The organism is Microbacterium sp. 1.5R, from assembly GCF_001889265.1.
In the GTDB taxonomy this organism is placed as follows: domain Bacteria; phylum Actinomycetota; class Actinomycetes; order Actinomycetales; family Microbacteriaceae; genus Microbacterium.
The window spans coordinates 2,406,514-2,419,028 of sequence record NZ_CP018151.1; the positions used below are offsets into that span (position 1 = coordinate 2,406,514).

Annotated in this window: 11 protein-coding genes; 6 read left to right on the top strand and 5 right to left on the bottom strand. The window is 67.0% G+C overall.

Translation table 11 applies throughout. The annotated features are described in order from the left end of the window. Nucleotides 1-6 precede the first annotated feature (6 nt). From BMW26_RS11515 to BMW26_RS11535, 5 genes are all read right to left on the bottom strand, one after another. Nucleotides 7-1,293, bottom strand: a complete 1,287-nt coding sequence (locus BMW26_RS11515; protein ID WP_053097015.1) for an ABC transporter permease — start codon at nt 1,291-1,293, stop codon at nt 7-9. Continuing rightward, on the bottom strand, nt 1,290-2,609 hold the full coding sequence (locus tag BMW26_RS11520) for an ABC transporter permease (protein ID WP_053097017.1): 1,320 nt from the start codon (nt 2,607-2,609) through the stop codon (nt 1,290-1,292). Before BMW26_RS11520 ends, BMW26_RS11515 begins: the two co-directional genes overlap by 4 nt. Beyond that, the gene (locus tag BMW26_RS11525; protein WP_053097019.1) at nt 2,606-4,120 is read right to left on the bottom strand and encodes an ABC transporter ATP-binding protein; all 1,515 of its coding nucleotides are present in this window, start codon (nt 4,118-4,120) and stop codon (nt 2,606-2,608) included. Before BMW26_RS11525 ends, BMW26_RS11520 begins: the two co-directional genes overlap by 4 nt. A 161-nt stretch (nt 4,121-4,281) precedes the next feature. Beyond that, nucleotides 4,282-5,394 (bottom strand): BMP family lipoprotein, encoded by a 1,113-nt coding sequence (locus tag BMW26_RS11530; RefSeq protein WP_053097021.1) that lies wholly within the window; start codon nt 5,392-5,394, stop codon nt 4,282-4,284. A gap of 147 nt (nt 5,395-5,541) precedes the next feature. Further along, nucleotides 5,542-6,657 carry a mannose-1-phosphate guanylyltransferase gene (locus BMW26_RS11535; RefSeq protein WP_053097023.1) on the bottom strand — a complete coding sequence of 372 codons (1,116 nt, stop codon included), beginning with the start codon at nt 6,655-6,657 and terminating at the stop codon, nt 5,542-5,544. A 179-nt stretch (nt 6,658-6,836) separates the two neighbouring features. Here BMW26_RS11535 and sdhC point away from each other — a divergent pair, with 179 nt between their 5' ends. From sdhC to BMW26_RS11565, 6 genes are all read left to right on the top strand, one after another. Further along, the gene (gene sdhC, locus BMW26_RS11540) at nt 6,837-7,271 is read left to right on the top strand and encodes a succinate dehydrogenase, cytochrome b556 subunit (protein WP_072591539.1); all 435 of its coding nucleotides are present in this window, start codon (nt 6,837-6,839) and stop codon (nt 7,269-7,271) included. Further along, on the top strand, nt 7,271-7,714 hold the full coding sequence (locus BMW26_RS11545; protein WP_053097025.1) for a succinate dehydrogenase hydrophobic membrane anchor subunit: 444 nt from the start codon (nt 7,271-7,273) through the stop codon (nt 7,712-7,714). Before sdhC ends, BMW26_RS11545 begins: the two co-directional genes overlap by 1 nt. A gap of 19 nt (nt 7,715-7,733) precedes the next feature. Next, a complete protein-coding gene (gene sdhA / locus BMW26_RS11550; RefSeq protein WP_053097027.1) occupies nt 7,734-9,560 on the top strand; it encodes a succinate dehydrogenase flavoprotein subunit in 1,827 nt (608 codons plus the stop codon). Nucleotides 9,561-9,562: 2 nt separating this feature from the next. Then, entirely contained in the window at nt 9,563-10,330 is a 768-nt protein-coding gene (locus BMW26_RS11555) for a succinate dehydrogenase iron-sulfur subunit (protein WP_053097029.1), read from the top strand. A gap of 77 nt (nt 10,331-10,407) precedes the next feature. Next, the gene (locus tag BMW26_RS11560; protein ID WP_053097031.1) at nt 10,408-11,610 is read left to right on the top strand and encodes a YihY/virulence factor BrkB family protein; all 1,203 of its coding nucleotides are present in this window, start codon (nt 10,408-10,410) and stop codon (nt 11,608-11,610) included. A 9-nt stretch (nt 11,611-11,619) separates the two neighbouring features. Beyond that, nucleotides 11,620-12,462 carry an exodeoxyribonuclease III gene (locus BMW26_RS11565; RefSeq protein ID WP_072591540.1) on the top strand — a complete coding sequence of 281 codons (843 nt, stop codon included), beginning with the start codon at nt 11,620-11,622 and terminating at the stop codon, nt 12,460-12,462. Nucleotides 12,463-12,515: the final 53 nt, after the last annotated feature.

Sequence of the window (12,515 nt, forward strand, 5' to 3'; positions counted from 1 at the left end):
TCTCTCCTAGGACTTGATGTACGGCTTGCCGCTGGCTGCCGGACCGCGGATCTGACCGGCGAAGCCGGCGACCGCGAGCAGCGTCACGACATACGGGAGCATCAGCATGAACTCGCCGGGGATGGGGGTCTTGAGGATCGACAGCAGGTTCTGCAGGTTCGTGGCGAAGCCGAACAGCAGCGCCGCGAGCGTCGCGCGGATCGGATCCCACCGGCCGAAGATCACCGCGGCGAGGGCGATGAAGCCGAGGCCGGCCGTCATGTCCTTGCCGAACTGCGGCACCGAGACCAGCGTGAAGTACGCTCCACCGATTCCGGCGATCGCGCCCGCGAGCAGCACATTCCAGAACCGGGTCGCATTGACCTTGATGCCGACCGTGTCTGCGGCCTGCGGGTGCTCGCCGACCGCACGCACGCGGAGTCCCCACTTGGTGCGGTAGAGCCCCCAGGCGACGATCGCGACGGTGATGAACATCAGGTACACGATGAAGGTCTGGTTGAAGAGCACCGGGCCGATGATCGGGATGTCGCTCAGCAGCGGGATCTCGATGCGGCTGAAGCGCACCGGCGTGTTGAGGGCGGCCTCGTTCGGCGCGAGCAGTGCGCCGTAGAGGAATCCGGTGAGGCCGCTGACGAGCACGTTGAGCACGACTCCGACGATGACCTGCTCGACGAGGTACTTGATCGCGAATGCGGCCAGCACCGCGGCGACGAGCACGCCGCCCAGCATCGCTCCGAGGAGTCCGATGAACGGGCTGCCCGTGACGCTCGAGAGCAGAGCGGCCGCGAACGCTCCGAGCAGGAGCTGACCCTCGATCGCGACGTTGACCACACCCGCGCGCTCGCCGATGACGCCGCCGAGCGCGCCGAACACGAGCGGGACGGAGAGCGAGACGGCTCCGAAGAGCAGGCTGCTGACGGGCACGAGTCCACCCGCGCCCGCCCAGACGAGGAACCCGAAGACGGCGAGCACGCTGAACGCGATCACCAGCCAGATCGACGGCTTGCGATACGACCACGCCCGAAGGAACGCGAGCACCGACAGCAGCGCGAGGATCACGATCACGACCCAGCTGGTCGGCCCGGTCGGCAGAGCGATATCGGGCAGTGCGAACGGCGACGACGGGTCGTTCAGCCGGAAGCTGCTGGTGCCGCTGCGAGGCACGAGCAGGAAGAGGAGCGCCAGCAGCACCGTGGCTGCGGCGAGGACGATCGGCGCCTTCAGGTGCCGCTCGCGCACGGTGGCGAGCTGCACGGTTCCGTCGGCGGCTTCGCTCTGGACGAGGGAGGTCATGCGGTCACCGCCTTCTTCGCGGCTTTGGCTCTCGCCTTGGCCGCCTTCTCCGCGTCGGTCTTGGGAAGGAAGAACACCGTGCGCAGCAGCGGCGGCGCGGCGATGAACAGCACGACGAGCGACTGCACGACGAGCACGATGTCGACCGGGATGTCCTGAGCCTGCATCGAGAACGAGCCTGCCTTCAGTGCGCCGAACAGGATGCCGGCCGCGAACGTGCCCCAGGCGCGACTGCGGCCGAGCAGTGCGACCGTGATGGCGTCGAAGCCGATGCCGGCGTCGATCGTCTCGGTGATGCCGGTCGTGACGGCGCCCTGCACCTGGTTCATGCCCGCGAGACCGGCGAGACCACCGGCGAGGAGCATGGCGTAGACGTAGACGCGCTGGACGCTGATGCCTGCCGCACGCGCGGCGTGCGGGTTCTCGCCCACGGCGCGCATCCGCATGCCGAGGGAGGAGCGCTCGATCAGCCACCAGACGAACAGGGTCGCGATGATGACGATCACGAATCCGAGGTCGAGCAGAGGGAACTGCGGGCCGAGGAGCGAGGGGAACTGCGCGCTCTCAGGAGTGGCATAGCCGAGCGCCTGGTTCGTTCCGGGCTTCTGGAGCAGTCCGGGGGTGCGGATCATCCACAGCAGCAGGTAGTACGCCACATAGTTGAGCATGATCGTGAGGATGACCTCGTGGGCGCCCGTGCGTGCCTTCAGCAGACCGGCGATCGCCCCCCACAGCGCACCACCGGCGATGCCGGCGATCAGCGTCACGGGGATGTGCAGCCAGAACGGCAGGTCGAGCTGGAAAGTGAGGAGTCCTGCCGCGGCGACGCCGATCAGCATCTGGCCGCGGGCACCGATGTTGAACAGACCGACGCGGAACGCGAGGGCGACACCGAGACCGGCGGCGATCAGCGGCGCGGCGAATCCGAGAGTATTGGTCAGCGGACGGATCTGAGCGGCGAAGTCCGCACCTCGTGCGTTGAAGATCGCTCCGCGGAACAGCGCCTCATAGCCGTTGTAGACGGCGTTCCATGCGGCGGCGATCGTGTCGGTCGGACGCGAGAAGAAGTACCCGGAGGCCTCGATCACGTCTTCGTTGGTGAAGGCGATGAGGATGCCGCCGACCACCAGCGCGAGGAAGATCGCGAGGATCGTCGTGACGGCGCTGCCGCGGAGCATCTCCTTGAGGATCACGTTGCCGCGCGGCGGCGGCGGGACGTCACCCGTGTCGCGCTGCGTCGTGGTCGTGTTCAGCGAGAGCTGGTCGCCGGACACGTCGCCCGCCGGTCCACTCCCCTGTGGCGTGATACCGCTCATGCGGCCACCTCTCCCTCGGCGGCGCCCGCCATCATCAGTCCCAGCGTCTCGCGCGGGGTGTCGCCGGGAACGATCCCGACGATGGTGCCTCTGTACATGACCGCGATGCGGTCGGCGAGAGCCGCGACCTCATCGAGCTCGGTCGAGACGACGACCACGGGGATCCCCGCATCCCTGGTCTCGATGATCCGCTTGTGGATGAACTCGATGGAGCCGACATCGACTCCGCGGGTCGGCTGCGCAGCCACGAGCAGCTTCAGCTCGCGACTCATCTCGCGGGCGATCACGACCTTCTGCTGGTTTCCGCCCGAGAGCGTGCCGGCCGGCGTGTGCGGTCCCTGGGTCCGGATGTCGTACTCGCTGATCCGCGCGCGGGCGAAGTCGTCGAGCGCGGCACGGCGGATGGTCCCACCACGGCTGAAGTCGGCGTCGCCCGTGCGGTCGAGGATCAGGTTCTCCGCCACCGAGAACCCGGCCACGAGCCCGTCCTCCGTGCGGTCCTCCGGAACGAAGCCGACACCGGCGTCGAGGATGCCCCGCACGCTCTTGCCGACCAGTTCCGCGCCGCCGAGGGTGATCGATCCCTCGACCCTCGCCGCGAGGCCGACGATGGCCTCGACCAGCTCGGTCTGACCGTTGCCCTGCACGCCGGCGACGGCGAGCACCTCGCCGGGTCGCACGGAGAAGTCGACGCCGTCGACGACGATCGCTCCCGCGGCGGTGAGCACCCGGAGCCCCGAGACCTCGAGGCCGCCTTCGCCGAGCCGCGGCGGATCCTTGTGCACCGTCAGCTCGACGGCGCGTCCGACCATGAGGGAGGCGAGCTCCGCGTTGGTCGCGGACGGCGACGCCTCGCCGACGATCTTGCCGAGGCGGACGATCGTGATGGTGTCGGCGACCTCGCGCACCTCGCGGAGCTTGTGGGTGATGAAGACGATGGCCGTGCCCTCGTCGCGGAGCTGACGCATGATGCCCATCAGCTCGTCGGTCTCCTGCGGCGTGAGCACGGCGGTGGGCTCGTCGAAGACCAGGACCTTCGCGTCGCGCGAGAGCGCCTTGATGATCTCGACCCGCTGCTGCACGCCGACGGGCAGATCGCCAACGATCGCGTCGGGGTCGATGTCGAAGCCGAAGCGGGCGGCGACGGCGCGGACGTGCTCACGCGCCTTCGTGATGTCGAGGGTGCCGAGTCCCTTGGTCTGCTCGTGGCCGAGCATCACGTTCTCGGCGACCGTGAAGACGGGGACGAGCATGAAGTGCTGGTGCACCATTCCGATGCCGGCGTTCATGGCGTCGCCGGGGCCTCGGAACCGCTGGACGACGTCGTCCAGGAGGATCTCGCCCTCGTCGGCCTGATAGAGGCCGTAGAGCACGTTCATCAGGGTGGACTTGCCCGCGCCGTTCTCACCGAGCAGCGCATGGATCTGACCCGGTTCGACCACCAGGTCGATGTGGTCGTTGGCCACCAGGGTTCCGAACCGCTTGGTGATACCGCGAAGTTCGAGCTTCATATCTGCACCTTATCCAGAAGTGTCATCCAGAGGAGTCCGAAGAATCTCCGGCGCATCGCACGGGGATCACCCGGATGCACCGTGAACAGTCGTCATGGTCCGTCCACGGCGCGGGGCGAGTGGCCACGTGCACCACTCGCCCCGCGCTGGAACTCGATGAATTACGGGGAGTTCGGGGACTCCACCGTGATGTCGCCGGCGATGATCTGCTCCTGCAGAGCCGAGATCTCGTCGAGCAGTCCGTCGGGCAGGTCACCCTCGAAGGAACCGAAGCCCGAGAGCTTCACACCCTCGTTCTCGAGCGTGCCGACGTAGGGAGCCGGGTCGAAGTCGCCCTCGGACGCGGCGATCGTCGCATCCTCGACCGCGACGTCGATGGCCTTCATGATCGAGAAGAGGGTGACGTCCGCCACGCTCTCATCGGCGACGGCGAGGTCGCTGTCGACACCGACGAGGAGCGTGTCCTTGCCGCTGTCCGCGATAGCGGCCGCAGCGCTCTGGTAGATCGGTCCGCCGACGGGAAGGATGACGTCGACGCCCTGGTCGAGCACGCCCTGAGCGGTCTGCTTGGCCGTGTCGTTGGCGTCGAAGCCACCGGTGAACGAGCCCTTCTGCGTGGCGGTGTCCCAGCCGAAGACCTCGACGGCGCCCGACTTGTCCTCGTTGTACTTCTCGACACCGAGCTGGAAGCCGTCCATGAACACGGCGACCGACGGGATCTGCATTCCGCCGAAGGTGCCGACCTTGTTCACGCCGGACTCAGCCGACCACCCGGCAGCGGCGTATCCGCCGAGGTAGGCGGCCTGAGCGGTGTCGAAGACGAGGGGCTTGATGTTCGGGGCATCGGTGGTGCCGTCGAAGTCGTTGTCCGCGTAGTCGTCGATGATCGCGTAGTTGATCTCGGGGTTCGCGAGCGCCGACTCGACGGTCGCGGCCGACAGCTTGAAGCCGACGGCGACGATGAGCGAGCAGCCTTCCGAGACGGCGGTCTCGAGGTTGGGCGCGTAGTCGTTGTCGTTGGCCGACTCGAACTCGAGCGGCTTGACGCCGAGCTCGTCAGCGGCACGATCCATGCCCTCCTTGGCGGACTGGTTGAACGACTTGTCGTTCCAGCCGCCCGCGTCCGAGACGAGGCAGGGAAGGAAGTCGGACTCAGCCTCGCCGCCGCCGGTGCCGCCCGATTCGGTCGGAGCCTGGCCGCAGCCGGCGAGTGCGAAGACGACGCCAGCGGCGATGGTTGCGCCGAGCAGCTTCTTGGTGGTGGAGATGGTCAACTCATGCCTCCTGAACGGTGCCGCGGCCCTCGCGGATCGCTCAAAGTTACCTAGTGTTTCGACTTTTGTGCACGTGCGAGGGCGAGGCGCTGACGAATGGTTACAAACCTGAAACCAAGACAGCCGATGAGCGGCGACCCCTGCTCATCAGAGCACGTCGCCCCGTCCGGTCAGCTTCAGGGACTCCACCACGCCCTTCACGCGCTGCGCGTGCTGCACCGTCGTCACGAGCAGAGCGTCCGGTGTGTCGACCACGACGATGTCCTGCACGCCCACGAGGCTGATCACCCTCGATGTCTGACTGACCAGGATGCCGCTGGCCGCGTCGGAGAGCACCCTGGCGTTCGGGCCGAGCACGGCCAGGTCGTTCTTGCGCCCGTTCGTGATGAGCTTGGTGAGGGAGGCGAAGTCCCCGACGTCGTCCCAGTCGAAGTGTCCAGGTACGACTGCGAGGCGTCCGCGACGTGCCGCCGGCTCGGCCACCGCATAGTCGATCGCGATCTTCTTCAGTCCCGGCCAGATGCGATCGACCGCAGACCCCCGACGATCGCGATCGTCCCAGGCTTCGGCGAGTTCGATCAGGCCGGCGTGGAGTTCCGGCTCGTTGGCCGCGAGTTCGTCGAGGAGGACGCTCGCCTTCGCAATGAACATGCCCGCGTTCCAGAGGTAGCCGCGATCCGCGATGTACGCCTGAGCCGTGGCGAGGTCGGGCTTCTCCACGAAGCTCTCGACGAGGGCTGCCTCGCGCGCGCCGTCGACGACCAGCTCCGGCCCCTTCTTGATGTAGCCGAAGCCGACGGCCGGCTCGGTCGGCGAGATGCCGATCGTGCAGATGTACCCCTCGCGCGCGACCTCCACGGCGTCGCGCACCGCGAACTCGAACACCCGCGTGCCGCGGATCACATGGTCGGCGCTGAAGGATCCGATGATGACGTCGGGATCACGGCGGTGCAGGATCGCCGCGGCGAGGCCGATCGCAGCGGCGGACTCCCGCGGCTCGGACTCGAGGAAGACGTTCAGATCCGGTATTCCGGGCAGTTCGGCCTCTACCGCCGCCCGGTGAGCCCGGCCGGTGACGACGGCGATGCGATCGGCGCCGGCCAGTGGCTCGAGCCGGTCCCAGGTGTCCCGGAGCAGCGAGTGCCCCGAGCCGGTCAGGTCGTGCAGGAATTTCGGCGCGTCCGCGCGGGACAGAGGCCACAGCCTGCTGCCGATGCCGCCGGCGGGAATGACGGCGTAGAAGTCCTCGATAGGTTCGCTCACAGAGTCAGGGTATCCCGACGAAACCTCTCGACATCGAGACACTTAGGCTCGCCTTCGTCGCCCGCACCCGTCACACGGGAATAGGATGGTGTCCGATCGGCCGTGCCTGACGACAGCAGGCTCACGCTTGGAAGACGCATCGCACGCGACCGAGTCACATCGATCCAGGGAGGACGACCGTGTCCACAAGCGCTCGCTTGACACCGTCGATTTCGGAAACCACTTCCAAGACGCCGCGCGGCACCCTCTACCGGGGTCGCGAGGGCATGTGGTCGTGGGTGCTTCACCGCATCACCGGAGTCGCCATCTTCTTCTTCCTGTTGGTGCATGTGCTCGACACTGCACTCATCAGGGTGTCGCCCGAGGCCTACAACGCGGTCATCGGAACCTACAAGAACCCGATCATGGCCCTCGGCGAGGTCGTGCTGGTCGCAGGCATCGTGTTCCACGCGATGAACGGCCTCCGCATCATCGCCGTCGACTTCTGGTCGAAGGGCGCGAAGTACCAGCGTCAGCTTTTCTGGGGCGTGCTCCTCGTATGGGGCATCATCATGGCCGGCTTCGTGCCGCGTCACCTGATGCTCGCGTTCGCCGGCTTCGGAGGAGGACACTGATGGCCGCTCAGACCGTCGCCGCGCCCATCCGCCGTCAGCGCGGCTTCAACCTCGAGAAGTGGGGCTGGGTGTTCATGCGCGCCTCGGGCGTCGTGCTCGTCGTGCTGATCTTCGGCCACCTCTTCATCAACCTGATGGTCGGCGAGGGCATCCATGCCCTCGACTTCGCGTTCATCGCGGGCAAGTTCGCCACGCCGTTCTGGCAGTGGTGGGACGTCCTGATGCTGTGGCTGGCACTGATCCACGGCGCCAACGGCATGCGCACGATCGTCAACGACTACGTGACGAACAACACCGCTCGCAAGGCGCTGACCTGGGCCCTCGGCCTGGCCGCGGCGCTGCTCATCATCCTCGGCACCCTGGTCGTCTTCACCTTCGACCCGTGCCTCGGCGTGACCGAGTCGAGCACACTGTGGGAACAGTGCCAGACGCTGGGCAAGTAGAAGAGAAGGCATACGAGAAGTGACTACCGAGACCCAGGATTCCGTCGTGCGCGACGGCGTGCATTACCACCAGTTCGACATCGTCATCGTGGGCGCCGGCGGCGCCGGCATGCGAGCGGCCATCGAGGCCGGCTCCGGCGCGAAGACCGCGGTCATCTCCAAGCTCTACCCCACTCGCTCGCACACGGGTGCGGCGCAGGGCGGCATGGCGGCGGCGCTGGCCAACGTCGAGGAGGACAGCTGGGAGTGGCACACCTTCGACACGGTCAAGGGCGGCGACTACCTGGTCGACCAGGATGCGGCGGAGATCCTCGCCAAGGAGGCGATCGACGCGGTCATCGACCTCGAGAACATGGGTCTCCCCTTCAACCGCACGCCCGAGGGCAAGATCGATCAGCGTCGATTCGGCGGCCACACCGCCGAGCACGGCAAGACCCCGGTGCGCCGGGCCTGCTACGCCGCTGACCGCACCGGCCACATGATCCTGCAGACGCTCTTCCAGAACTGCGTCAAGCTCGGCATCAACTTCTTCAACGAGTTCTACGTGCTCGATCTGCTCACGGTGAAGGATGCCGACGGCAAGACCCAGGTCTCAGGCGTCGTCGCCTACGACCTCTCGACGGGCGAGCTGCACGTGTTCCAGGCCAAGGCCGTGATCTTCGCGACCGGCGGCTTCGGCAAGATCTTCAAGACGACCTCCAACGCCCACACCCTGACGGGTGACGGAGTCGGCATCGTCTGGCGCAAGGGCCTCCCCCTCGAGGACCTCGAGTTCTTCCAGTTCCACCCGACAGGTCTCGCCGGCCTCGGCATCCTCCTCACCGAGGGAGCGCGAGGCGAGGGCGCGATCCTGCGCAACGCATCGGGCGAGCGCTTCATGGAGCGCTACGCTCCGACCATCAAGGACCTCGCGCCTCGTGACATCGTCGCGCGCTGCATGGTCCAGGAGGTCGCGGAGGGCCGCGGTGCCGGCCCGCACAAGGACTACGTGCTGCTCGACTGCACCCACCTCGGCGCAGAGGTCCTCGAGACCAAGCTGCCCGACATCACCGAGTTCGCACGCACGTACCTCGGCGTCGACCCGGTCGTGGAGCCGGTTCCGGTCATGCCGACCGCGCACTACGCGATGGGCGGCATCCCCACCAACAACGCCGCCGAGGTGCTCGCCGACAACACCACCGTCGTGCCCGGCCTTTACGCGGCCGGCGAATGCGCGTGCGTCTCGGTGCACGGCGCCAACCGGCTCGGAACCAACTCGCTGCTCGACATCAACGTGTTCGGCAAGCGCGCAGGACGCAACGCGGTGGAGTACGTCAAGACCGCCGAGTTCGTGCCGCTGCCCGAGAACCCCGCGGCATTCGTCTCCGACATGCTCGAGGGCCTGCGCAACAACCAGGGAACCGAGCGCATCGCCGTCCTGCGCAAGGCGCTCCAGGACGAGATGGACAAGGGCGCGCAGGTGTTCCGCACGCACGACTCGCTCGAGCACGTCCTCGGCGTGATCGCCGAGCTGCGCGATCGCTACAAGAACGTGCACGTCGACGACAAGGGCAAGCGGTTCAACACCGACCTGCTCGAGGCTGTCGAGCTCGGCTTCCTCCTCGACATCGCGGAGGTCGTCGTCTACGCGGCCCAGAACCGTGAGGAGAGCCGTGGCGGCCACATGCGCGACGACTTCCCCACGCGTGACGACGAGAAGTACATGCAGCACACGATGGCCTACCTGACGGGTGACCCGCACTCCTCCACTCCGAGCGATCACATCAAGCTCGACTGGAAGCCGGTCGTCTTCACGAAGAACGAGCAGGGCGAGTTGAACTACCCGCCGATGGAGAGGAAGTACTGAGCATGTCGAACGCCATCGCCGAAGCTCCCGCGGACACGACGGAGGAGACGGGCATCCAGTCCTTCATCGTCACGTTCAACATCCGCCGGTTCGATCCCGAGATCGACTCCGAGCCGCACTGGGTCGACTACGACGTGGAGCTCTACTCCACGGACCGCGTCCTCGACGCACTGCACAAGATCAAGTGGGAGGTCGACGGGTCGCTGACGTTCCGGCGCTCGTGCGCCCACGGCATCTGCGGCTCCGACGCCATGCGCATCAACGGCCGTAACCGCCTCGCCTGCAAGACGCTGATCAAGGATCTCGACATCTCGAAGCCGATCTACGTCGAGGCGATCAAGGGTCTGCCTCTCGAGAAGGACCTCGTCGTCGACATGGAGCCTTTCTTCGCGTCGTACCGCGAGGTGCAGCCGTTCCTCGTTGCGAACTCGGTGCCCGAGAAGGGCAAGGAACGCGTCCAGAGCATCGCCGATCGCGAGATCTTCGATGACACCACCAAGTGCATCCTGTGCGCCGCATGCACCTCGTCGTGCCCGGTCTTCTGGACCGACGGACAGTACTTCGGACCGGCGGCGATCGTGAATGCGCATCGGTTCATCTTCGACTCCCGCGATGACAATGCGGCGGTCCGTCTCGACATCCTCAACGACAAGGAGGGCGTCTGGCGCTGCCGCACGACCTTCAACTGCTCCGAGGCGTGCCCCCGCGGTATCGAGGTCACGAAGGCCATCGCCGAGGTCAAGCAGGCGGTCCTGCGCGGTCGTCCCTGACACCGTCGCCGACCTGAGAACGGGCGGGCACCTTGATGGGTGCCCGCCCGTTCTCGTCGCTTGGATAGGGTGAGGACGTGTCCGAACACCACGCCGCCCCCGAGCCCGGTCGCCTGGACGCGGCCGTGGAGAGGGCGACCGCTCTGACCCAGCGCACTCTGGGCCTGTTCCCCGTGCGTGTCTGGCGTCATTTCCTGCAGCACAACGGATTCCTTCTCGCTGCCGGGGTGAGCTATCAGGCCCTCTTCGCGATCTTCGCGGCTGTGTACCTCGCCTTCGCCATCATCGGCATCTGGCTCGGTGGCAGCACGGAGGCGGTCGACGGTCTGATCGTCATCATCAACAGCTACGTTCCCAATCTGATCCTCGATCAGGGCGGGGTGTTCACCCCGGATCAGGTGAAGGAGATCGCCGCGAGCACGGCCAGCCTCCTGGGAGTGACAGGTCTCATCGCCCTCGGCACGGTGATCTGGACCGCGATCGGGTGGGTGACCTTCTCACGTCGCGCCACGAGGGACATCTTCGGCCTCCCCCCGGACACTCGCAGCTACGTGATCCTCAAGGCTCGGGATCTTCTCGCCGCGCTGATCTTCGGCGTCTCGCTCATCGTGGGGTCGATCCTCAGCTCCGCCAGCGCGGCGATGCTGAGCTGGCTCCTGAGCCTCCTCGGCTGGGACTCGGGATCCGACGGGCTGAACCTCAGCATCCGCATCGGCACGGTCATCGTGTCGTTCGTCCTGATGTCCGCCGCTCTGGCCGCGATGGTGCGCTTCCTCACGGGGACGACGCTCCACTGGCGCACGATCTGGCCCGGCGCGATCCTCGGCGGCGCCGCGATGACGGTGCTGCAGTACGGTGCAGGATTCCTCCTCAGCTACACGCCCTCCAACCCGCTTCTGGCGACGTTCGCGATCTTCATCGGCCTGCTGCTGTGGTTCCGGGTGAACGGGGTGGTGATGCTCGTGGCATCGTCATGGATCGCCGTCGCCGCCCAGGACCGGGATCTGCCGCTGCTGGCTCAGTCGGAGGCCGAGCGTCGGATCGTCGAGCATGAGACCCTGCTCATGGCCGCCCGCATCCGCGTCCGCGACGCGCACGCGGCACGCGACACCGCACCCTGGTACGGCGTATGGGGCGCGCGTCGAGCCGTGCATGCGGCGGAGCGGGAACTGGCGGAGCTGGAGGCGTCCGCGCCCCCGCCCGTCGACACCGCGTCGCCACTCGCGCAGCGGCTGCTGGCCGAGCTGCAGCGGACACGCGATGTCGGTGGCGCTCGTTAGGCTGGAACCATGCCTCATCTGCGAATCGCCACGGTCAATGTCAACGGGATCCGAGCAGCGGCTCGCAATGGCATGAGCGCGTGGCTCGACGCGGCAGACGTCGACGTCCTCACTCTGCAGGAGGTCCGCGGCCAGGACGAGCATCTCGAAGCGGCCTTGCCCGGATGGACGTTCGTGCACGACGAGGCGACCGCCAAGGGTCGCGCCGGCGTGGCCATCGCCAGCCGGCTGCCGGCTCTCGCCTCGCGCACCGACTTCGGCGATGCCGACTTCGACTCGAAGGGTCGCTGGATCGAAGCGGACTTCCTGATCGGCGACCGCCCTCTCACGGTCGTGAGCGCTTACGTGCACAGCGGCGAGGCCGACACTCCGAAGCAGGAGGAGAAGTGGAAGTTCCTCGACGCGTTCGGTGACCGGCTGGCGGAGCTCGGCGCGGACGACGGGGCACTCGCGCTCGTCACCGGGGACCTGAACGTGGGCCACCGCGAACTCGACATCAAGAACTGGCGCGGCAACCGCAAGAAGGCGGGATTCCTGCCCCGTGAGCGGGCGTACTTCGACAGATTCCTCGGAGCGGCGGGTGAGACCGTCGAGGGCGTCGACGGCTCGACCGGCACCGGTCTCGGCTGGGTCGACGTGGGCCGGGTGTTCCACGGCGAGGTCGAGGGGCCGTACACCTGGTGGTCGATGCGCGGGCAGGCGTTCGACAACGATTCCGGGTGGCGCATCGACTACCACCTCGCCACTCCGGCTCTCGCCGAACGGGTCACTGCCTATCACGTCGCCCGCGCGGCCGCCTATGACGAGCGCTGGAGCGACCATGCTCCGGTGGTCGTCGATTACACCTACTGAACAGCAGGCGGCGCCCGGGTTCGGACGGACCCGGTTCGCGCGGTCCGGCACGA